General features: G+C 43.6%; 25 protein-coding genes (1 of these 25 only partly in view). 2 read left to right on the forward strand and 23 right to left on the reverse strand.

What is annotated here, in order from left to right; translation table 11 throughout:
- The 19 genes from radA to CCC70_RS10195 form a co-directional block, all read right to left on the reverse strand.
- Nucleotides 1-625: the 5' portion of a DNA repair protein RadA gene (gene radA, locus CCC70_RS10105; RefSeq protein ID WP_021650957.1), read on the reverse strand. It extends 749 nt beyond the left edge of the window; only the first 625 of its 1,374 coding nucleotides appear in the window; its start codon is at nt 623-625; its stop codon lies beyond the left edge, outside the window.
- The gene (locus CCC70_RS10110) at nt 619-1,032 is read right to left on the reverse strand and encodes a hypothetical protein (RefSeq protein WP_015525913.1); all 414 of its coding nucleotides are present in this window, start codon (nt 1,030-1,032) and stop codon (nt 619-621) included. Before CCC70_RS10110 ends, radA begins: the two co-directional genes overlap by 7 nt.
- A gap of 96 nt (nt 1,033-1,128) precedes the next feature.
- Entirely contained in the window at nt 1,129-3,594 is a 2,466-nt protein-coding gene (locus CCC70_RS10115; RefSeq protein ID WP_287084785.1) for an ATP-dependent Clp protease ATP-binding subunit, read from the reverse strand.
- A gap of 11 nt (nt 3,595-3,605) precedes the next feature.
- Complete coding sequence (locus CCC70_RS10120) at nt 3,606-3,983, reverse strand: GntR family transcriptional regulator (protein ID WP_015525911.1); 378 nt, start codon at nt 3,981-3,983, stop codon at nt 3,606-3,608.
- 72 nt (nt 3,984-4,055) lie between these two features.
- Nucleotides 4,056-4,829, reverse strand: coding sequence for an SseB family protein (locus CCC70_RS10125; RefSeq protein WP_015525910.1), 774 nt, complete (start codon nt 4,827-4,829; stop codon nt 4,056-4,058).
- Between the two features lie 185 nt (nt 4,830-5,014).
- Entirely contained in the window at nt 5,015-6,289 is a 1,275-nt protein-coding gene (purD, locus tag CCC70_RS10130) for a phosphoribosylamine--glycine ligase (protein WP_022426209.1), read from the reverse strand.
- Between the two features lie 32 nt (nt 6,290-6,321).
- Nucleotides 6,322-6,945 (reverse strand): phosphoribosylglycinamide formyltransferase, encoded by a 624-nt coding sequence (purN, locus tag CCC70_RS10135; RefSeq protein WP_015525907.1) that lies wholly within the window; start codon nt 6,943-6,945, stop codon nt 6,322-6,324.
- Nucleotides 6,939-7,964: a phosphoribosylformylglycinamidine cyclo-ligase gene (purM, locus tag CCC70_RS10140; RefSeq protein ID WP_015525906.1), complete on the reverse strand. Its 1,026-nt coding sequence runs from the start codon at nt 7,962-7,964 to the stop codon at nt 6,939-6,941. The genes purN and purM overlap by 7 nt, the downstream gene beginning before the upstream one ends.
- A gap of 50 nt (nt 7,965-8,014) precedes the next feature.
- Nucleotides 8,015-8,515, reverse strand: a complete 501-nt coding sequence (gene purE / locus CCC70_RS10145) for a 5-(carboxyamino)imidazole ribonucleotide mutase (protein ID WP_118626393.1) — start codon at nt 8,513-8,515, stop codon at nt 8,015-8,017.
- Between the two features lie 123 nt (nt 8,516-8,638).
- Complete coding sequence (locus CCC70_RS10150) at nt 8,639-10,720, reverse strand: aminopeptidase (RefSeq protein WP_442859726.1); 2,082 nt, start codon at nt 10,718-10,720, stop codon at nt 8,639-8,641.
- Nucleotides 10,701-11,312: an HD domain-containing protein gene (locus tag CCC70_RS10155; protein WP_021650961.1), complete on the reverse strand. Its 612-nt coding sequence runs from the start codon at nt 11,310-11,312 to the stop codon at nt 10,701-10,703. Before CCC70_RS10155 ends, CCC70_RS10150 begins: the two co-directional genes overlap by 20 nt.
- Nucleotides 11,313-11,315: 3 nt before the next feature.
- A complete protein-coding gene (locus CCC70_RS10160) occupies nt 11,316-11,630 on the reverse strand; it encodes a hypothetical protein (RefSeq protein WP_015525901.1) in 315 nt (104 codons plus the stop codon).
- Entirely contained in the window at nt 11,614-12,087 is a 474-nt protein-coding gene (locus CCC70_RS10165) for a VanZ family protein (RefSeq protein ID WP_173758302.1), read from the reverse strand. Before CCC70_RS10165 ends, CCC70_RS10160 begins: the two co-directional genes overlap by 17 nt.
- 64 nt (nt 12,088-12,151) lie before the next feature.
- Nucleotides 12,152-12,304, reverse strand: coding sequence for a hypothetical protein (locus CCC70_RS10170; RefSeq protein WP_022426215.1), 153 nt, complete (start codon nt 12,302-12,304; stop codon nt 12,152-12,154).
- Between the two features lie 70 nt (nt 12,305-12,374).
- Entirely contained in the window at nt 12,375-13,049 is a 675-nt protein-coding gene (pyrE, locus tag CCC70_RS10175) for an orotate phosphoribosyltransferase (protein WP_015525899.1), read from the reverse strand.
- 139 nt (nt 13,050-13,188) lie between these two features.
- Nucleotides 13,189-14,094: a dihydroorotate dehydrogenase gene (locus CCC70_RS10180; RefSeq protein ID WP_330577179.1), complete on the reverse strand. Its 906-nt coding sequence runs from the start codon at nt 14,092-14,094 to the stop codon at nt 13,189-13,191.
- Nucleotides 14,091-14,885, reverse strand: a complete 795-nt coding sequence (locus CCC70_RS10185) for a dihydroorotate dehydrogenase electron transfer subunit (protein WP_270483916.1) — start codon at nt 14,883-14,885, stop codon at nt 14,091-14,093. Before CCC70_RS10185 ends, CCC70_RS10180 begins: the two co-directional genes overlap by 4 nt.
- 15 nt (nt 14,886-14,900) lie before the next feature.
- Complete coding sequence (pyrF, locus tag CCC70_RS10190) at nt 14,901-15,827, reverse strand: orotidine-5'-phosphate decarboxylase (RefSeq protein ID WP_021650965.1); 927 nt, start codon at nt 15,825-15,827, stop codon at nt 14,901-14,903.
- Nucleotides 15,824-17,122, reverse strand: a complete 1,299-nt coding sequence (locus tag CCC70_RS10195) for a dihydroorotase (protein ID WP_015525895.1) — start codon at nt 17,120-17,122, stop codon at nt 15,824-15,826. Before CCC70_RS10195 ends, pyrF begins: the two co-directional genes overlap by 4 nt.
- Nucleotides 17,123-17,447: 325 nt before the next feature.
- Between CCC70_RS10195 and CCC70_RS10200 the strand changes: the two genes are divergently transcribed.
- Nucleotides 17,448-17,648 (forward strand): cold-shock protein, encoded by a 201-nt coding sequence (locus CCC70_RS10200; RefSeq protein WP_015525894.1) that lies wholly within the window; start codon nt 17,448-17,450, stop codon nt 17,646-17,648.
- Nucleotides 17,649-17,792: 144 nt separating this feature from the next.
- On the opposite strand, the gene CCC70_RS10205 is transcribed toward CCC70_RS10200, so the two are convergent.
- Together CCC70_RS10205 and CCC70_RS10210 are read right to left on the reverse strand one after the other, a co-directional pair.
- Nucleotides 17,793-18,047 (reverse strand): hypothetical protein, encoded by a 255-nt coding sequence (locus tag CCC70_RS10205; RefSeq protein WP_118516104.1) that lies wholly within the window; start codon nt 18,045-18,047, stop codon nt 17,793-17,795.
- 117 nt (nt 18,048-18,164) lie between these two features.
- Nucleotides 18,165-19,004, reverse strand: a complete 840-nt coding sequence (locus CCC70_RS10210; RefSeq protein ID WP_287084790.1) for a DegV family protein — start codon at nt 19,002-19,004, stop codon at nt 18,165-18,167.
- A 159-nt stretch (nt 19,005-19,163) separates the two neighbouring features.
- Here CCC70_RS10210 and CCC70_RS10215 point away from each other — a divergent pair, with 159 nt between their 5' ends.
- Entirely contained in the window at nt 19,164-19,667 is a 504-nt protein-coding gene (locus CCC70_RS10215) for a DUF5721 family protein (RefSeq protein ID WP_022426217.1), read from the forward strand.
- On the opposite strand, the gene CCC70_RS10220 is transcribed toward CCC70_RS10215, so the two are convergent.
- Complete coding sequence (locus tag CCC70_RS10220; RefSeq protein ID WP_022426218.1) at nt 19,668-20,000, reverse strand: sporulation initiation factor Spo0A C-terminal domain-containing protein; 333 nt, start codon at nt 19,998-20,000, stop codon at nt 19,668-19,670. It abuts the gene before it with no gap.
- A 280-nt stretch (nt 20,001-20,280) separates the two neighbouring features.
- On the reverse strand, nt 20,281-22,335 hold the full coding sequence (gene htpG / locus CCC70_RS10225; RefSeq protein ID WP_287084791.1) for a molecular chaperone HtpG: 2,055 nt from the start codon (nt 22,333-22,335) through the stop codon (nt 20,281-20,283).
- Nucleotides 22,336-22,443: the final 108 nt, after the last annotated feature.

Genomic DNA, 22,443 nt, shown 5'->3' on the forward strand with positions numbered 1-22,443 from the left:
CACCCATACCCTTAGCGATCTGCATCAGTACATTGGTAGATTCCCTCACCTGAGAAACACTTCCCGGTGCAGAAGAAATATCTTCATGAAACATCGTCTGGATAGAATCCACAACAGCTACATCTGGTTTCGTCCGCTCAATGATCTCCCGGATATTTTCAAGATTCGTCTCACAGAGCAGTTTCAATTTATCATTAAACGTTCCAAGCCGATCTGCCCGGAGCTTGATCTGTCTGAGAGACTCCTCACCAGAAATATACAAAACAGAAATCCCCTGTGAAGATAAATTTCTGCACACCTGCAACAACAATGTAGACTTGCCAATACCTGGATCTCCACCTACCAAAACAAGGGAGCCGGGGACGATTCCGCCTCCCAGCACCCTGTCAAGTTCACCGATTCCGCAGCTCTGACGTTCATCTGAAGAAAGACTGATATCTTTCAGAACTACAGGCTCCGTTTTCTTTTGTGTAGTTTTAATACTCCCTGAGGAAGATTTTTTGGAAGAAACCGTTTCCTCCACAAAAGTATTCCATGCCTTGCATGCCGGGCACTGCCCCATCCACTTGGCTGATTCATACCCGCATTCCTGACAGAAATAAACCGTTTTTTTATTTTTTAGCATTTTACAATTTTAACTTCTGCTTTGGTGTTCGCATCCAGTTCAACACTGAAAGAAAGCTTGCCGCCCAGGTTTGTGGTCATTGTACCTGTACTTACATCATCAATAAATACCTGATACTCTGTCTCAGCTTCCAGTTCAACAGTAATCTGAGAATCCTCAAAGCCCTGAACCTCAAAACTCATTGCTGTTCCATCCTGCTGAAGATGGAACACACTGGTTCCCGGAACAGACTCATATACGAACATTCCATTACGCTCAAGTTTGGTGATCTCCTTATATGTTTTTACTTTATACATATCTCCCTGATACTGATAATCCGACAATTTGGATTTCTGATTTAATTCATAATCTCCAAAACTGATAGTCCCATTATCTTCTGTGCGGATCAATTCCTGTACCACTGCCATGATCTTATGTCCTCCTGAAATCTTTCGTTGTATAGTTTTAATTTTGTTAATTATAACTTATTTCTGTTTTTTTGGCTATAGAAAGTAATAAAATTCTTACGCTTTCTCCGCATCTTTTACTTCAAAGTAGATTTTCTTGTCTTTGACCTTCACCTGTACGGTATCACCGGCTTTGATCCGACCTTCAAGGATTTCTGTTGCCATCTCATCCTCAATCTTTGTCTGGATTGCACGACGCAGCGGTCTTGCACCGTATTTACTGTCAAAGCCTGCATCTGCGATAAGATCTTTAGCTGCTCCGGTAACTTTCAGTATGATATCCAGCTGTTCCTGACAGCGTTTTTCCAGGTTTTTCAAAAGAATAGTAACGATCTTCCTGATATTTTCTTTATTCAGAGAATGGAATACCATGATCTCATCGATCCGGTTCAGAAATTCCGGTTTAAACATCCGCCGCACTTCTTCCATCACTCCGGACTTCATACGTTCATAATCACGCTTTTCCGTATCTCCGGACATAAATCCAAGATGTTTCGGTTCCATGATCATCTGCGCACCTGCGTTGGAAGTCATGATAATGATCGTCTGCTTAAAATCCACTTTTCTGCCTTGAGCATCTGTAATATGACCATCATCAAGTACCTGCAGAAGAATATTAAACACATCCGGATGAGCCTTTTCAATCTCGTCAAAAAGAATGACACTGTATGGATTTCTGCGCACTTTTTCGCTGAGCTGTCCACCTTCTTCATAGCCTACATATCCGGGCGGCGATCCGATCATTTTAGAAACACTATGTTTTTCCATATATTCGGACATATCTACACGGATCATTGCCTGCTCACTTCCAAATACAGCTTCCGCCAGCGCTTTGGAAAGCTCCGTTTTTCCCACTCCGGTAGGTCCCAGGAATAAGAAAGAACCTATAGGCCTTGCGGGATCCTTTAATCCTACTCTTCCCCTTTTTACCGCACGGGCAACTGCAGAAACTGCCTCATCCTGTCCGATCACACGTTTTTTCAGAACCTTTTCCAAATTTGCAAGCCTACGGGATTCCCCCTCTGTCAGACGCTGTACAGGTATTTTTGTCCAGTCAGACACAATACCGGCAACTGCCTCTTCATCAACTGTAAATGGATTTTTCCGATTTTTCCGCTCCGCCTTTCTTCGGATCTTTTCCAATTCTGCTTCCGCCTCATTTTGCTTTGCCTGTGCTGCTTTTGCACCTTCAAGATCTGCATTTATGACTGCCTGTTCTTTTTGTTTCAGAATATCGTGGATCTCTCTTTCCAGTGCTTCTGCTTTCGGAGACGGACGATATCCCGCCAGCTGTACTTTCGACGCTGCTTCATCAATAATGTCAATGGCTTTATCCGGAAGAAACCGGTCATTGATATAACGAACGGACATTTTTACAGCCGCCTCAAGGGCCTCATCCAGAATCTCTACACCATGATGTTTTTCATAATATGGGCGCAGCCCCTTCAGGATTTCAACAGCCTCCTCTTCTGTAGGCTCTTCCACGATGATAGGCTGAAAACGCCGTTCAAGCGCTGCATCCTTTTCAATGTATTTCCGATATTCTTCCAGTGTCGTTGCTCCGATCAGCTGGATCTCTCCACGGGAAAGAGACGGTTTCAGGATATTGGAAGCATCCAGTGCACCTTCCGCTCCACCTGCTCCGATGATCGTATGGATCTCATCAATAAAGAGCAATATTCCCTGCTGTTCGCTTACCTCATCGATCACATTTCGGATACGTTCTTCAAACTCACCGCGATATTTACTTCCTGCGACCATTCCGGAAAGATCCAGAACTACAACCCTCTTATCCTTCACAGTATCCGGTACCATTCCTGTGACGATCCGCTGTGCAAGTCCCTCTACAATAGCCGTTTTTCCTACTCCCGGCTCTCCAGTCAGGCAGGGATTGTTCTTTGTTCTTCTGCTCAGGATCTGGATCAGTCTGGCAATCTCTTTATCCCTTCCCACTACAGGATCCAGCTTACCTTCTTCTGCCATGGCCGTCAGATCTCGGCTATACTGATCCAGAGTTGGTGTTACACTGCTGTTTCTTCCCTTTGAAGCTTTTACAGCCTGGAATTCTTCCGCAATGGCATCGCTGTCCATTCCCATAGCTGTCAGCACTGCCGCATAAAGCTTCTGGATATTGGCACCCATTGTGTACAGCAGTCTGGTACCCACACAGTCTGTTTCTTTCAACATTGCCAGCAGAATATGTTCTGTCCCGACTTCCTCAAAACGCATGGATTCTGCTTCTGCATATGCACCCTCCAGAACTCTTCTGGTTCTCGGACTGAATCCCGGTCTCTGTGAAACAGCCGTATTTCCCGGAGGTGCGATCAGTTTATCGATCAGAGCCATCGCTTTATCAGCCTGGATCCCAAACTCCTCCAGAACTCTTCCTGCTGTGCCCTCCTTTTCTTCTACAAGCCCGACCAGCAGATGCTCCGTGCCGATATAACTATGTCCGCAGGAGCTGGCTGCCTCTTTTGCCAGAGCAAGAACATTCTCTGCCTGTTTTGTATATCGTTCCTGCATGATGTCTCCTCCTATCTGTCTGTGTCATACTCGTCAAAAATCTCGTCCACCAGCTGATGGACTTCTTCTCTTGTTACATTTTTACAGCATCCCCATGCCATTGCTACTGTCAGATTCTGTTTCATTTCTTCCAGTGCTCTGACCTTATCTGCATCTATGGAGATCACCGCTCCCTTTCGCCTGTCAATAGTCACAAAGCCTTCCTGACGAAGCAGCGCATATGCCTTATTCACAGTATGCATATTGATTCCTGCAATGCTTGCAAGCTGCCGTACAGAAGGCAGAGTATCCCCTTCATGAAGCCTTGATGTAGCGATCCCCATTATGATCTGATTGGTGATCTGCATATAGATTGCCTCATCACTGTTAAAATCGATTTCTATCACCATAGGGTAATCTCTCCTCTACAACAGCAAAAGGCTGCACAGTTTCATCCTGGCAGCCTGCTGTGATTTTTGTTTTTATTTACTGATCCCTGCAATCTTCTCTATCTGTTCTTTGTTAAGAACCAGATTAAATCCCATTGGATTTACCACATAAGCGTTTGCCTGCGGAATCATCAGGCTCGGAAGTTTATCTATAGTCACTTTCGCAACACGGAGATTCTTGCCTCTTCCAAATTTCTCAAATTCCATAACATCTGTAAACACAGGCTGCATGATCTTATCCTCTTTATTTTTCAGATACGGAATATGGAGCTTTCCATCTTCTTCCTGCTCTGCATTGATCGCGATCAGGAATTCTGCCTTACGCAGGTTTGCTATCAGCTCTTCTTCCAACTCACGGATATTCTTGTGCTCTTCCTGTTTTACCGGGCGACGCAATTCCTGCATAAAATAGATTCCGGAAAGTTCAAGAGACGGGTTCAGAAGCGGTCTCTTTGACGGCTCGATCTTACTCATATCTCTCTGGTTTGCGATCTTTCCGATCTCAATCTCGATCTTCTCTTCTCCGTCGATCCAGATCACACTGTTCACTCCAATCGCGTACAGCGTACCATACAGTCTTGGATAGTCTTTTTTCTCATATTTCATGCCCATAAGAAGGATCTTATCCTCAAGGAGCTGTTTACCATATTCTTTGATCTCTTCTTCTGTGGCAAAAATCCTTGCCTGGTCATTAAATGTTTCTTCATCACAGGTCACATATGGAAGTCTGGTTGCCTGTGAATATGCAACAAATACTTCCTCCCTGTTTCTGAGCTCATGGATTGCTTCTTCTACACTGATTCCCATTTTTCTGTCCTCTCTGCCTCATCACTTGGATGCGACACCTCATCAAGGAAAATGGTTGGTTCCTGTTGTGCCCTGTCAGCATCCAGCTTTTCATGTTCGTAACTACTCACTGTGTTTCATAGTTGTTACTATTGTACAATGAAATCCCTGTTTTCGTCAAGCTGTGCCTGTGAAAAATGACCAACTTAAGCCTCGTCGATAGCTTTTCCGATATCGTGACGCATATACTTATTTGCAAAGCTGATCCACTCGGTAGCAGCATATGCATTCTTTCTGGCTTCTTTTAATGTCTCTCCTTTGGCAGTGATGCCAAGAACACGTCCACCGTTTGTAACGATCTCTCCATCTTTAAATTTAGTTCCCGCATGGAAACAGTAGTATCCGTCTTTGTCCTTAAAATTCTCAAATCCATGGATCGGGATACCTTTTTCGTATTTTACCGGATATCCATCACTTGCAAGAACAACACAAACCGCTGCATTGTCCTCAAATTTCAGATCGATCTGATCAAGTTTGCCGTCTACACAGGCTTCCATTACTTCAATGATATCATTCTCCATACGCGGAAGAACAACCTGTGCCTCCGGATCCCCAAATCTTGCATTATATTCCAGAACCTTCGGGCCATCTGCAGTAAGCATCAGTCCGAAGAAAATGATTCCCTTAAACGGACGTCCCTCTGCTGCCATGGCATCTACTGTTTTCTGATAAACATATTTCTTACAGAATTCATCTACTTCCGGAGTATAGAACGGACTTGGAGAAAATGTTCCCATTCCGCCTGTATTCAGTCCCTGATCCCCATCCTTCGCACGCTTGTGATCCTGTGCGGATGTCATGGTACGGATCGTCTTTCCATCTACAAAAGAAAGTACGGAAACCTCACGGCCAGTCATAAATTCTTCAATTACCATGGTATTTCCGGCATTTCCGAATTTTTTGTCTTCCATGATCTCTTTTACGCCAGCTTCTGCCTCTGCAAGATCCTGGCAGATCAGAACACCTTTTCCAAGAGCAAGGCCATCTGCCTTCAAAACGATCGGGAATTTTGCCTCGGTCCTTAAATATTCCAGAGCTTTTTCCGGATCATCAAAATTCTCATAAGCAGCTGTAGGAATGTCGTATTTTTTCATAAGATCCTTGGAAAAAGCCTTGGAGCCTTCCAGAATAGCAGCATTTTTGCGCGGTCCGAACACACGCAGTCCCTCTGCCTCAAATACATCTACGATTCCACCCACAAGAGGATCATCCATTCCCACGATAGTAAGATCGATCTCTTTTTCTTTGGCAAAGGCTGCCAGTTTTTCAAACTCCATTGCTCCGATATCTGCACATTCCGCATACTCTGCGATTCCTGCATTTCCAGGTGCACAGTAGATCTTGTCAACTTTCGGGCTTTTTGCAACACTCCATGCAATTGCATGTTCTCTTCCGCCGCTTCCTACGATTAATACTTTCATCTGTTTACTCCTTTGTTTCATCTGTCTGCTGATTACTTTAAAGAAACAATTCCATCTGTCACTGTGATCTTGTCATTGGCGATAAGATTGATTGCTTCCGGAAGGATCTTCCACTCTGCTTTTTCCATTACACGTCTCTGAAGCTCCTTGGATGTATCTCCGTCTTTTACCTTTACTGCCTTCTGAAGGATGATCGGACCTGTATCCGTTCCGGCATCTACGAAATGGACCGTAGCGCCTGTTACTTTCACTCCTCTTGCAAGAACTGCATCATGGACCTTAAGTCCATAAAAACCTTTTCCGCAGAAAGACGGGATCAGAGATGGATGGATATTGATGATCTTGTTGGGATACGCTTCCACCATCATCGGAGGGATTGCAACCAAGTATCCTGCAAGAACGATCAGATCCACCTCTTTTTCCTGAAGCTTTGCCAGTAATGCTTTATGGAAAGCTTCTCGGTCCGGATAGTCTTTCGGTGCGATGCATACCGCCTCTATATCATGCTTTCTGGCTCTTTCCAGAGCATAAGCGGAGGCATTATTACTGATCACGATATCCACTTTTGCATTTGTGATCTCTCCTGCATCAATGGCATCCAGGATCGCCTGAAGATTCGTTCCCCCACCGGAAACAAGAACACCGATCTTTAACATAAGGTCACTCCCTTTTCTCCCTCTTCAATGGATCCTACCACATATGGCTTATCGCCGGTTTTGCGGATAGCTTCCATTGTTTTGTCAACATCTGCAGGATCTACTGCCAGGATCATTCCAAGACCCATATTATATGTATTGTACATCATATGCTCATCAATATTTCCTTTTTCGGCAAGAAGCTTAAAGATCGGAAGTACCGGATAACTGTCTTTTTTGACAACAGCTCTGGTTCCCTCTTTCAGCATACGCGGGATATTCTCATAGAATCCACCACCTGTGATATGGCTGCATGCATGGATCTTCACGCCAGACTCTCGGATGCTCTTCAGCGCTTTTACATAGATTCTGGTCGGTGCGATCAGTGCCTCTCCCAGAGTTGTTCCAAGCTCTTCATAATAAGTATCCAGAGACTCTTTTGTCATGTCAAATACTTTACGTACAAGAGAAAATCCATTGCTGTGAACTCCTGTGGAAGCCATACCGATCAGGACATCTCCTGGTTTCAGGGCCTCTCCTGTAAGAAGATCTTTTTTGTCAACGACTCCTACTGCAAATCCGGCAAGGTCGTACTCATCTTCCGGCATAAGTCCAGGATGCTCTGCTGTCTCACCACCGATCAGAGCTGCCTCAGACTGTACACAGCCCTCTGCAACACCTTTTACGATCTCTGCGATCTTTTCCGGATAATTTTTGCCGCAGGCAATGTAGTCCAGGAAAAACAATGGCTCGCCGCCTGCACATGCAATATCATTTACACACATGGCTACAGCATCGATTCCGATGGTATCATGCTTGTCCATAACCATGGCTACCTTAACCTTGGTTCCACATCCGTCTGTTCCGGAAACCAGAGTAGGCTCTTCCATATCTTTGAATTTCTCCATGGAAAATGCACCTGAGAATCCACCGATTCCTCCAAGTACCTCCGGTCTCATTGTCTTGGCAATGTGCTTTTTCATCAGCTCTACTGATTTGTATCCTGCCTCAATATCTACGCCTGAAGTCTTGTAATCCATAATGTCCTCCTTATGACAACACCTTTTTATTTTTATGGTAAAAGATTTATTTAGTAATTTTTGTATCCAACTTCCTGAAGCCTTGCGTCTTTCTTCTCAACCTGCTCCTTCAGCTCCTGACTGTAAGCTTTCAGTCTGGAAAGAAGCTCTGCGTCGGAAGTTGCAAGGATCTTGGCAGCAAGAAGTCCCGCATTGGCGCCACCATTGATCGCTACTGTAGCAACCGGGATACCGCTTGGCATCTGTACGATTGAGTAAAGGGAATCTCTTCCTCCCAGAGATGTTGTATGCATCGGAATACCGATCACCGGCATCGGAAAGATCGCTGCGCACATTCCCGGAAGATGAGCTGCCATTCCTGCGCCTGCGATGATAACTTTGAAGCCTTTTTCTTCTGCTGTCTTTGCATACTCGAAAAATACATCCGGTTCTCTGTGTGCGGAAATGATCTTCATTTCATAATCAATCCCCAGTTTCTCCAGGATATCTGCTGCTTTGCTCATAACCGGCATATCTGAATCACTACCCATTACAATTCCTACTTTTGCCATTGTGTTCTCCTTTCATGGTACACTAACTGAATATTAGCCTGTGTCCTTTGACTATTGTTATGGTTATTCTACGTATATTCTCACTTTCTGTCAATACGATCGAAAAAACTGTAAATTTACTAATTAACTTATATTATTATTTAATGGAAGATTCTCAAAAGGACGGTTTAATTCCTCTGTTCCCGGAAGAACAAACCTTCCGTTTTCGATAATGGAGATCATTTCTCCCTCATCATCGATCACACGGATACTTCCAAGCTCATCATAAGGTATCGTAATATCTGTATGACAACCATAATAAGCAAGGCTTACGTCATCCTTTCGCATCTCGGAAATCTCATTATCCCTGGCGATGATCTCTTTTCCATCCGGATTATATACCGGTGTATCCTCTGCCCAGCTGTAACAGGTATCGCCCACAGCAAAATGCGGTCCCATTTTTTCTGCGATCAGGATTGGAAGCTTATCCGCAATTCCGTATTTCAGCGCCGCCACATAAGCTGTGGTATTTGTACCGATGGCAAACTCTCCCATGGGGATCTTCGGATGGTGATGGAGGATATTATCTTCAATATATTTCCGGTTCTCTTCTTCGGTTTTAAAATTCGAGCAGGTGTAATCAATAACCTGGCCGCAGTCAAATACCAGCTTCAGATCCCGGAACTGAAGACCGTTCAGATATACTTTTTTCACATGAAGGATTCCGCCTGTGCCTGCCAGCTGCGGAGATGTAAAGACTTCGCCCACCGGAATGTTCACATCTGCCACACAGTTCTCAAAATTCGTCTGTTTCTCCGGATCTGTCAGTTCATGAAGATGAATCAGAAGATCCGTCTCATTGTCTCCACGTCCTTTGACTTCCACCCACTCACAGGTATCCAGGGTATTGATTATCGTCTGCTGGATTTCCTGATAGAGATGGTAATCCAATGTATTGATCTTTACGATCTCACGGAAAATTTCCTCATAATTTCCACCAATCTCAGGAACCGGATATGCAATGATCGTAAAACTTCTCTCATCACCTTTGATGTATCGGTTTACGATCTGTCCGGATTCATTGTCAAGTTCTGTCTGAAGCTTCTGCTGTATCTCGCTTAATGCATAAGCTTCCGGTTTACTTATCGGAGAGAAAGGAATTTCTCCAAATGTATCAATGCAGGCCGGACCGCCATGTACTTCTGCCAGTTCTCTGTACTTCTCATAGGAGGTCTGCATAGCACGAAGTTTTCGCTGAACAAAATCCCCATCCAGGAACAATGCACTGTCCTGACGATGATCGTAATCGTACTGCGGATTGGCAACGCCGCCGGTATAGCCTACTCTCACTGCGCCTCTCTTATTTACCACATGCGTTGCATGGCGATAGATCACCGGCTTCAGACCCATTTTTTCAAACTGGAGGATCGCTGCTTTTACCATCCGTTCAAAACCAAGACTATATCGGATATTTACTGTTTTCTTTTTTGTGATATCCTTCCGTCCGGTGATAAATCCGATCCGATAGCCTTCTGTATAGGTAGAAGCCATCTTATCGATCTCTTCCTGAGAAAGGGAGTTCAGAAACTCTGCAACTCCTGTTTCATTCTCTGAAACAAACTCGCCATAGCGATACAGATATCTCAGATCCGAAAGATCCGAATTCATGATGATATCTGCTGCAAAGTCAAGCTCCGGATCTACACCTTCCTGTATCCTCTGCTCCATCATATCCTGACAGTAATCATTTACATAGGAACGGAGAATCCCCTCCACTGTTGCCGCCTCCGGAAGTTCTTCCTCACAAAATGCAGAATATACTTCCAGAAACAGTTCCATGGATACAGTCATATCCCACAGCCTTTTCTCATGAGCATAAGCTACAGTTCCTGCGATCTCTGCATACAGAAAACTGAAGGCTTTTCCATATTCTCCCATCTGCTGTACTGCATACGCCGGATTTCCATAGCTGCTTTCATAATTTTCCGGGAGGATATCCTGATAAAAGCAATGATTTCTCTCTTTCAACGCCTCCATCGTAAGCTCTGCTACGCTCTCATCCATCACATCTGCTGCCATGGAAAGAAACTTTGCCCTGTTTCTGAAAAAATCTCCAAACGGTTTTTTTACGGTTTCTTCTGTTATGATCTCACGGATCCGTTCCTTTGCAAGTCCATAACGTTCTTTCATGCATTCTTCCAAGACTTCATCTCCCATCTTTTTCATCATCGATCACATGCCCCAGGGCAATGTGTTTGTCAACGAGTTCTTTCATATATTCCCAGATCACTTCAGAACCCTCTCCTGTTTTCCGGTTTCTCTTATAAATCTGACTTTTCTTCACCTGATGCTCTTCCCAGCTTTTTCCGTTGGAAGCATCATTTAGAAACAATGGCTGACAATTATCTAGCACATGGGCAAATTTCGCCTCCGGGGTTTCGTAAGCCTCAAACTCCTCCCATAATGCTTTTAACCACTGTCCCTGATCTTCCGGCAATAGTCCATAGATCCGTTCTGCTGCCTGCTTCTCCCTGTATTCCTTGGTTGTCGCTCCTTTTTCATCATATGCATAGGTATCACCTGCATCGATCTCTACCAGATCATGCGCCAGTACCATAGGAATCACCTTCGAAAGATCCACTTCCTCATTGGAATATTCCTTTAAAAGCACCGCCATCAACGCCAGATGCCAGGAATGCTCCGCATCATTCTCTTTCCGCTTTCCGTCTGCAAGATATGTCTGTCGGAAAATATTCTTGACTTTATCTATTTCCATAATAAAGTCCAGCTGTTTTTTTAAGCGTTCTTTTTTATCCATCTGTTATACCCCCGATAAAAAAAGTCCCAGCCAGATAACCAGGATCACTCCGTTCAAAATAGACCCGACCATGCTCGTCCTGTGTTTCCGGTTTTCTTCCGAAAAGCTGGAAAGCCCCAGTGTAAAGCCATATGCAGAAAGCAGCATGGCAAAAAGCCCGGTTCCGCCGATCAGGCCCCCGAGCTTTCCATCAAAAAAGAGTGCAAGCACAACTGCCGCGATAAACAGCACGAGGGAAGCCGCCGCAAGTCCTACAGACCATTTTCCCTTGGAAGCTTCTCTTTTTTTTGCAAATGCATATCTATATCTTCTTGCCATTAATTTTTCTCCTAATCCTGTCGCAGACTGCATAAATCCCATATCCAAGCGCTGCGCCCAGAGTATTCAATATCATATCATCCACATCAAAGCAGCCAACTTTTGTAAGCAGCTGGATCACTTCTATCGTCAGACTGATAACAAAGCCGGATAATATGATAAAAAAGCCATTTCGCATTTTTCCGGTTATTACCGGAAGAATAAATCCGTATGGCACAAATCCCAGCACATTTCCAAAAACATTTGTGAAAAGCGCAAATGTACCCACTATTTTTCGATAAGTCCAGAAACGCCTGATCTCCACAAACGGAACAAGATTGTAACGGTATTCTCTTTCTGCATCCGCCACTCTTCCGTATCCTTCGGAAAAGAACAGAAGATACACAAGAACAAGAACATACAATACAAAAAAAGCTGTCCCGAGTTTTTTTACTCTGCGTTTTGTCCCTTTTTCCAATATTCTCCCCTGCTTAAATAGTCCGAAAAGCCACACGGAACAACGTGCGGCTTTTCAGATCATATTAGATTAATATCTCTGATTTTCTTCTGAGCAGTCTCGCACCGTTCACGATCATCAGAATTCCTGTGACAAGTCCCGTCACCAGAACGACAATACCGAGTGCAAGGCTTCCCGCCCCGCTGCTCGCCATAGTTTTATAAATTTTTTCATTCATAAGGCTGCGTCCTCCCAGTAAAAGCGGACCTTCGGAATCCGCCGCTCTTTTATGACCTTTTATAACAATATTATTCTGCGCCGTACTGGTCATAATATGCATCAATGGCAGCTTTCAGCTTATCATCGATCACAACACGGCCTTTGTATTCTTTGTTGTAGAGATGCTCAACAACCTCCGCCATAGTTACAATAGCTGTAGTCTGAAGGCCGTAGGTTTCCTCGATCTCTTTGAGCGCACTCTTTGTTCCCTGGCCGCGTTCCATACGGTCAACAGAAACCACAAGACCTATCGGATTTACATCTCCCTGCGCTTTGATGATCGGAAGTGTTTCTTTAATGGATGTTCCTGCAGTCGTAACATCCTCAATGATCACTACCTTATCCCCATCCTGGATCGGGCTGCCAAGAAGAATTCCTTTATCTCCGTGGTCTTTCACTTCCTTACGGTTGGAACAGTAACGGATATCCTTTCCGTACATTTCACTGATCTCCATAGTTGCTGCTACAGAAAGCGGAATTCCTTTGTATGCCGGTCCAAACAGCACATCAAAATCCAGTCCGAATTTGCTTTCTATCGCTTTTGCATAATACTGTCCCAGCTTGCGAAGCTGCGCACCGGTACGGTAAAATCCTGTATTTACAAAAAATGGTGTCTTTCTTCCTGATTTCGTAGTAAAATCTCCAAATTTCAGGACATTACAGTCAATCATAAATTCAATAAATTCCTGCTTATACTGTTCCATTTATCTAATCCTCCATGTTTTTCATATATACGACAAACCCAGAATCCACACTCTGCTGCAATCCCAGTGTAAAATCCCTTTATTTATCCTGTTAATTCTAACATATGAACAACAGAATTGCAAATACGGCAATCCTCCGTTATTTCACTACTCCGATCAGCTCATTGATGTCTTCCACTTTCTGTTTTTCAAGAAATGCCTGAATACCATCTGCGATCTCCACAGTAGCATAAGGGTTAAAAAAGTTTGCAGTTCCCACAGACACTGCAGTAGCACCTGCCATAATAAATTCCAGGGCATCCTCAGCAGTTGCGATTCCTCCCATACCGATGATAGGAAGGGATACTGCATTTGCCACCTGATATACCATACGGACAGCTACCGGTTTTACTGCAGGGCCGGACATTCCACCGGTTTTATTTGCCAGTGCAAATGTACGTCTGTTGATATCGATCTTCATTCCTGTCAGGGTATTGATAAGAGAAAGAACATCTGCGCCGCCAGCTTCTGCTGCTTTCGCCATCTCGGTAATATCGGTTACATTTGGGCTCAGCTTCATGATCACCGGCTGTTTTGCATATTTCTTTACTTCTTTTGTGATCTCTTCAAGAGCTTTCGGATTCTGACCGAAGGCAATTCCGCCTTCCTTGACATTCGGGCAGGAAACATTGATCTCCAGCATATCCACAGGCTCATTTCCAAGGCGTTCTACAACCTCACAGTAATCCTTTGCAGATTTTCCACAGACATTGACGATGATCTTTGTATCATATTTTTTAAGGAACGGAATATCTCTTTCACAGAAAACATCAATCCCCGGATTCTGAAGACCAATGGCATTGAGCATTCCGGATGCTGTCTCGGTCACTCTCGGTGTAGGATTTCCCGGCCATGGTACATTTGCCACACCCTTTGTCACAACTGCGCCAAGTCTGTTCAGATCCACAAATTCACTGTATTCCGCTCCGGAACCAAATGTTCCGGATGCTGTCATCACCGGATTCTTAAGTTTTACGCCGGCAAGATTTACATTCATTCTGCTCATAACTCTACCTCCGTGCTCAGGAATACAGGTCCGTCTTTACATACTCTCTTGTTATGGACATGAGAATGAGAATCCACATCTTTGGATTTGCACACACAGGCAAGACACGCGCCTACGCCACAGGCCATACGCTCTTCCATGGAGATCCAGCACGGAATCCCCTTTTCAAGGGCATATGCCTTGATGGCACGGAGCATCGGGGCAGGTCCGCAGGCAAAGATCGCATCTGCCTCAAGATCGTTCTCACGGATAGCATCCATAACATTTCCCTTTGTTCCTGCAGAGCCGTCTTCTGTTGCCACATAGACATCTCCATAAGCTTCAAATTCCTTGTTTAAAAACAGCTCATCTCTGTATCCGAGAACCATGATCTTTTCTGCGTCCAGCTGTTTAGCAGTTTCCAGCATTGGCGGGATTCCGATTCCTCCACCCATGAGAAACACTTTTTTGCCTTTTACTGCCTCCAGTGGAAAGCCATTTCCCAGAGGTCCCATAGTCTCAATGGGGACCCCTGCATGAAGTCTGGAAAATTCCTCCGTACCGGTTCCTTTTCCTGTAACGCGATATACCAGTCTCAGTTTTCCTTCTGCTTTATCGATCTCACAGAGACTGATGGGTCTTGGCAGAAGCTTACCGCCATTGCGGCTGTAAAGTGATACAAACTGTCCCGGCACTGCATTTTTTCCAATCTCACCTGCATCCAGCCACATACTGTAAATATCTGTACCAATACATTCCTGGCTGAGTATCTTACAGGGCTTTTTTGTTTTTTTACTTTCTGATGTACTCATAAAATGCCTCCTGTATTATCTGTTCTCCAGCGCACCGCTGATATCCGCGATCATATCTTTTACTGCCGCTCTGGAAGCATCTGCGTAATTTTCAGCGCCAAACTCTTTATATTTCTCCTGCTTATATGCAGCGATGATTCCTCTGGAAGAGTTTACGATAGCACCAAGTCCGTCCTCATTAAAGAAATGGACAAGATCTGCGCCCTTTCCACCCTGAGCACCATATCCGGGAACAAGGATAAATGTCTTCGGCATGATCTTTCTTAATACCTTTCCCATTTCCGGATAGGTCGCACCTACAACAGCACCAACATAACTATATCCATCGCCCATAAGCTCATCGCCCCACTGTGCAACCTTCTCACCTACCAGCTCATAGAGCGGGCGACCGTCGATGACACGATCCTGGAACTCACCACTTGATGGATTGGAAGTTTTGACCAGAACAAAGATACCCTTTTTCTCTTCCTTGCATACATCCATAAAGGGTTTCACACCATCAGAACCAAGGTATGGATTGACAGTTGCAAAATCCTCATCAAAACCTGCATATTTTTTTGAGCCTACCTGAACCTGTCCCAGGTGACCAACTGCATATGCTGCAGATGTGGAACCGATATCACCTCTTTTGATATCACCGATCACAACCAGATCTTTGGATTTACAATACTCAACCGTTTTCTTGTATGCGATCAGTCCCGGGATACCAAACTGCTCATACATAGCGATCTGTGGTTTCACTGCCGGGATCAGATCAAAGGTCGCATCCACGATTCCTTTGTTATACTGCCAGATTGCTTCTGCAGCGCCCTCCAGAGTCTCCCCAAACTCTGCAAAAGCCTTTTTCTGGATATGCTCCGGAATATAATTCAGCATAGGATCCAGTCCTACAACGATTGGTGCATTTGTTTTGCGGATATTGCTGATCAGTTTGTTAATCATGATTCTTTCTCCTCCTGGTTATTAAATACAATTTTTCCGTCACAGATGGTATAAAGCACTTTTCCCTTTACTTTCCAGCCATCAAACGGTGTGTTATGTCCTTTGGAAACAAATTTATTTTTATCGATAGCATACTCCTGCTCCGTATCCACGATGATCACATCTGCCGGATGGCCTTTCTGGAGAGTTCCTCTGTCAAGCCCGAGGATTTTTGCCGGGTTCAGGCACATCTTCTCAACCATCTGTTTCAGTGTGATCACATCTTTTTCCACCAGCTCTGTATAGGTGAGCGGAAGGCTTGTTTCCAGACCTACGATCCCAAATGGTGCATTCTTCATAGAACCTGTTTTTTCCTGTGCACTGTGCGGTGCATGGTCCGTGCTGATCACCTCGATGGTACCGTCCTTCAGGCCCTGTTTCAGTGCTTCCACATCCTTCGGTGTACGGAGCGGCGGATTCATCTTGTAATTCGGGTCATCTGTTTTAATATCATCGGATGAAAGGATAAAATGGTGCGGGCATACTTCAGCTGTGATATTGTCGTATCCTTTCTCTTTTACGATCTTCATCATCTGGGCATCCCCATAAGTGGAACAGTGGCAGAGATGAAGATGGACTCCTGTCTCCAGCGCCAGAATGATATCTCTGGCTGTAATGGTATCTTCCACTGCATTGCAGATTCCGGGAAGCCCCAGTCTTTTGGCGTTCTCATCCTCATTCATGCATCCATCTCCACGCAGATCGATATCTTCACAATGGTCAAAAAACGGCACGCCACATTCTGCTGCGATCCTCATTGCTTCTTTACAAAGTGCTGTATTCATCACAGATTTACCATCCTCGGACACTGCCGGGATCCCTGCTTTCACCATTCCGGCAATATCTGCAAGTTCAGTACCTTTTTCTCCCATAGTGGCTGCACCTGCCTGAAGTACATGAATACCGGAAACCTGCGCCGCCTTGTTATGTACATAGTTTACCCGGTCCGGATTATCAATAGTGGGAGTTGTATTTGGCATAGCAACTACAGTTGTCACACCACCACGTGCTGCCGCAGCAGCACCACTCTTGATATCTTCCTTATGTGTCTGGCCCGGATCACGAAAATGGACATGAAGATCGATAATTCCCGGCATGACCAGCTTTCCTTTCGCATCGATCACACGGTCGCCGTCTTTCTTTTTCAGCTTCTGGCCTATTTCCGCAATGATTCCGTCTTCCAGATAAATATCGCCTGTTTTATCCGTATCTGTAGCCGCATCCACGATCCGGCCTCCTCGAATCAGAATCCCCATTTCTGTTCTCCTCTCATCCTGTATTTTCAAAGCAGATCCTTCAATCCACTTGTATTCTACTATATCATACACGAAATCTCTCTATTTATAAAGATTTTTTTTACAAAGCAATTTCGCCCCTTTTTACACCCCGGAATTGTTGGAATTTTCTCCTTGACATTTCAAAACACGGGTTATATAATCAGAGCATGGCAAAATATTTAATGTAAAATCACTAGTTTTTAGAGATTATATTTACATGAATATAGTCTGTAAAATCTGGTGATTTTTTATTATCATCAGAAGGCTATTTTAATTTTTTTTATTTTTATGGAGGTAACACAAAATGAACAAGGGAACTGTAAAATGGTTCAACGCAGAAAAAGGTTATGGTTTTATCACAGGTGAGGACGGACAGGATGTATTCGTACACTTCTCCGCTATCAACGGTGAAGGCTTCAAATCTCTTGAAGAAGGACAGGCTGTATCCTACGACTTAACAGAGGGCGCTCGCGGAATGCAGGCTGCTAACGTTACAAAGTTATAATTCTATAACCATAAAAAACGTATAAGTCAAAACGGGGCTGCTTTATGGCAGACCCGTTTTTTATTGCATTGTATTTATCCTGTATATAAAAATCCCCGGGATGCTTCAACACATCCCGGGAACCCATCATTTCATATGTGTTTTCTATTCCGCACTGTCTGAAGATAATCCGGAAATATAATCTGTCAATGCAGAAGTATCCATCACAGTATCCACCTTCACACTGGCTTCCTTCGCCTGGATCTTGGCATATGCGGAATATCCGATCCAGCCTACAAGCAGAACCGCGATGAGGATCCATGCCGCCATCTCAAGTACAAATTCTGCGCGTTCCTTCTTTAGGGCACTGTTTCGCGAGTATTTGCTGTTTTTATATTTGTCAACTTTCTTCTGGCTCATTGTCTTTCTCCTTTGCCGCTTCAGTACTTCGTTCATTATAGCACACTTGTTTTCAAAAGAAAAGCGGCAACTCCCTGAAGAAATGTGATAATTTTCTGAACTGGAGATTTTCTCTGATCAGACTGCTACGATAACGCCACCATCGTTGGCATACATACTGCTGACACCGGCAGTATCCATAACTACGATCTTTGCTGGGTGCAGTTTCTCACGGATAGCCTCCTCCAGCATCTTCGCTCTTTCCGGACAGTTGCAATGAGTAATGGCAACTGTCTTTTCCGGGATGTTGATCCCCTTCTCTCCAATGTGATCCACCATTTTTACGATTGCTTTATTCATGCCTCTGGCCTGATCCAGCTGACAGATCGTTCCTTCCGGAGTAGATCCCATAACCGGCTTGATCTTCAGCGCACTGGCCACCAGAGCTTTCACTCTGCTCAAACGTCCGTTCTTGCGCAGAGTTTCCAGATTCTCCAACACAAAAAATGTGCTCATCTCTTCAATATATTTCTCTACTTCACTTACTACTTCTTCAAAAGAAAGTCCCTTTTCTTCACACTCCACGATCTTCATGGCAATCAGACTCTGACCACCGGATGCAGATTTGGAATTAAATACATGAACCTTTTTCTCCGGTTGCTCTTCCAGGAACAGGTTTTTTCCAAGAATCGCACTGTTATAGGAACCACTCAATTCTGCCGATAGCGTCACCGCATAAATGTGTTCCGCATCACACTCATATGCCTTCATATAGCGTTCCGGAGAAGGGCATGCAGACTTGGGGCATTCCGGGCAGGCCGCAACCTTCTTTAAAAAATCTTTCTGATCGAAATTCTCATCATCTATAATATTCTCACCGCCCACCGTCAGCGTCAGTGGTATGGATTCAATCCTGCCGTCATTTTTCCATTCATCTAAAAGCTCCCCACAGCTATCTATCGCAATCTTATAGCTCAATTATATCGTCCTCTTTTCCATTATATGTAGTATTCAATACCACATCTATCGTATCACATAAACAGATATTTGAAAAGAGTTTTTTAAAAAGTCTGTCCTTTTTTCTTTATCTGAGATATAATGTCTACACGCGATCACATAAAAGAAAGGAAGTGCGGCATGCTTGCATTAAAGATCACAGATATCCGGGATTTCACAAACAAACTTTTTATAGGAGAAGTATTTGACAAATTCTGTCTATCCGAAGCGACTGTGACTACTTTTAATACTTTTACCATTGATGGCAGGCTTCAGAAAGATTTTTTTGATACAGACAGCATGAACAGACTCACAGAGCACGGCCGGACACATTCTCTCTGGAAGGATATCAGACCTTTCTGCTGGTCTGTGATCCGCGGTAAGCGTACGCCCTTAAGCTTCAGGATCGTGCTGCATTTAAGTCGGAGTGGAGTTGAAGCTGCAATGAGAAATACAGATTTCGGAATTTCCTCCGAACAGATAGACGGACTATTCTTAAATCTTCAATTTAAAAATAACAGCCTTCTTTGTACTACCGGAACCTCTCTTAAAACATTCTCTATGGATAAACGCCCGGAGCAGCTCTGGGATGATATGATCCTGAGCTTTCTGTCCAGGAATCAGATTCTTTTTGAAAGGCTATAGTCAATTCTCTTCTTCTATTTCCCTCAGGTAATACGCAAGCATATCAATAAATTCACTGTTGGTAGGCTTGTATTCCAGAGGATATCCTGCAATCTCATCCAGCAGTTTTTTATTTCCTTCCCAACACACATTTACCATTGTTCTGATATCATGCTCAATATTGGTAGGTGTTGATCTGTACTTCCGCGCCAGACATGGATAAATGTCCTTTGTGATCCGCAATGGTTTATACTGATACCCCATGGAAATCTTTACCGCTTCCGCAACGAAAAAATATCCTTTGTATTTCGAATTTGCACCAAGTCTTCTGATCAATCCATACACCTTTTTCATACATTTGTTCCTCCATTTCATTTTTTTCTCTTTTTAAAAGCACTCCCTTATGTATAATACGACAGTTATCTATATTTTTCGCTTTCTTCTGAAAATTTATTTTATACATATTAGATACTAATTTAAATTTTTAGTCATATTTTACAGGTTATTTTTATTTAATATCTATTATTTTATTTAAAATTCCTATAATTGTGTTAAAGATACACATATTGTTATAAAAAAAGCAAAGGCTTCGCCCCATTACGGGCAAAGCCTTTCGATCGTTTTGTATGTCGTTTTATTTTGTAAGAACCATAAGGATATCGTTGCTTCTCTTTACAAATTTTGTCATTTCCTCCGGAGAAAGCTGTTTATGACTCATCATTGCAAGATCATAAAGCTGTTCACAGATCACCGGAATATATTCTGATCCCTGATTTTCAGCTATAAATCTTACAAGAGGATGATTTGCATTCAGTACAAGTACTTCCTGACCGCCGAACATATTCGGATCCATTCCGTACATATTGTACATTTTCATCATATCCTGCATACGGCGGCTCTCCTCAGGAAGAGTGATCATCGCTGCAGTTCCCTCATTTTTCAGCTTCTCTACTTTTACTTCAAGTTTATCCTTGCCAAGATTCTTACGGAACACCTCAGTAAGTGTCTTGACTGTTGTTTCATCCGCTTCTCCGTCTTCACGAAGCTCTTCTGTCAGATCTGCATCAATTCTCTTGAACTGGATTGCCTGATCCTGCTGTTCAAGATGGGAAATAAACTGTGAATCGATCACATGCTTCAGCAGTACAGCATCTTTACCCGCTTCACGGAACATATTAATGTACTGGCTCTGCTGTACCTCATCGGTCACGTAATAGATGACCGTTTTTTCCGGTTCCTCATTCTGGGATCCTTCGGAAGCTTTCTCCTCTGTCTTCTCCTCTTCAACTGCTTTTGTTTCTTCTTTTTTATTTTCCTCAATGCAATCTTTCAGGGTAAGATATTTGCCGTCCAGATTCTTAAAGAGGATATAATCGTTCATCTTCTCACCAAATTTCGCATCCTTGATGCATCCAAATTTGATAAACGGGCTGATATCATCCCAGTACTTCTCATAAGACTCTCTGTCTGTCTTGCACATTCCGGTGAGCTTATCTGCTACTTTCTTGGTGATGTATTCAGAAATCTTTTTCACAAAACCATCATTCTGCAGTGCAGAACGGGAAACATTCAATGGAAGATCCGGGCAGTCGATCACACCTTTCAGAAGAAGAAGGAATTCCGGGATCACCTCTTTGATGTTATCTGCAATAAATACCTGATTATTATAAAGCTTGATGGTTCCCTCAATGGAATCATACTCTGTCCTGATCTTCGGGAAATACAGGATACCCTTCAGATTGAACGGATAGTCCATGTTCAGATGGATCCAAAACAGCGGCTCCTTGTAATCCATAAATACCTTACGGTAAAATTCTTTATACTCTTCATCCGTGCACTCATTTGGGTGTTTCATCCAGAGCGGCTGTGTATCGCTTAAAGATACCGGCCGTTTATTGATCTTTACTTTATCTTTGGCAGGAGAAACTTCCACAACTTCTTTCTCGCCTTTATCATTCTCCTTTTCCTCTGTCTTGGCATCCTCATGGATATGCTCAACTACCACATCATCTTCACGGAGATCTGCCTCATCGATGGTTTCATACTCCTGTTCAGCATTTGCTTTGGAAAGATAGATATTTACCGGCATGAAAGAACAGTACTTCTCAATAACCTCTCTCATACGATATTCATTGGCAAACTCCAGGCTTTCCTCATTGAGGAAAAGAGTGATCTCTGTTCCCGGCTCTGTTTTGTTTCCGTCTGCCATCTCATACTCTGTACCGCCGTCACAGGTCCAATGTACCGGTGTGGAACCCTCTTTGTAAGAGAGAGTATCGATATGTACTTCATCTGCAACCATAAATGCAGAATAAAATCCAAGTCCGAAATGACCGATCATCTGATCATCCGTTGTTTTATCCTTATATTTCTCAAGGAACTCTGTGGCACCGGAAAAAGCGATCTGTGTGATATATTCCTCTACTTCATCCGCTGTCATACCAATACCGTTATCAATAAACTTCAAAGTTTTCTGATCCGGATCAACGATAACATTTACAGCCGGTTTGTAACCTTCCGGGAATGTATAATCTCCCATAACTTCCAGCTTTCTCAGTTTGGTGATCGCATCGCATCCGTTGGAGATCATCTCTCTTACAAAAATATCATGGTCGGAATATAACCATTTCTTGATGATCGGAAAAATATTTTCACTGTTGATTGATAAACTGCCATGTTTTGCTGACATATATGTCACTCTCCTTTTGTTTTTATTTTTATTTCTGATGTTCCGGCAGAGCCGGAAACCTGTTGTTTTTTTCAATAAATATATACTAATACGACTTTTTACAAAAGT

It is taken from the genome of Blautia sp. LMAG:89 (assembly GCF_008679485.1).
Taxonomy (GTDB): domain Bacteria; phylum Bacillota; class Clostridia; order Lachnospirales; family Lachnospiraceae; genus Blautia_A; species Blautia_A fusiformis.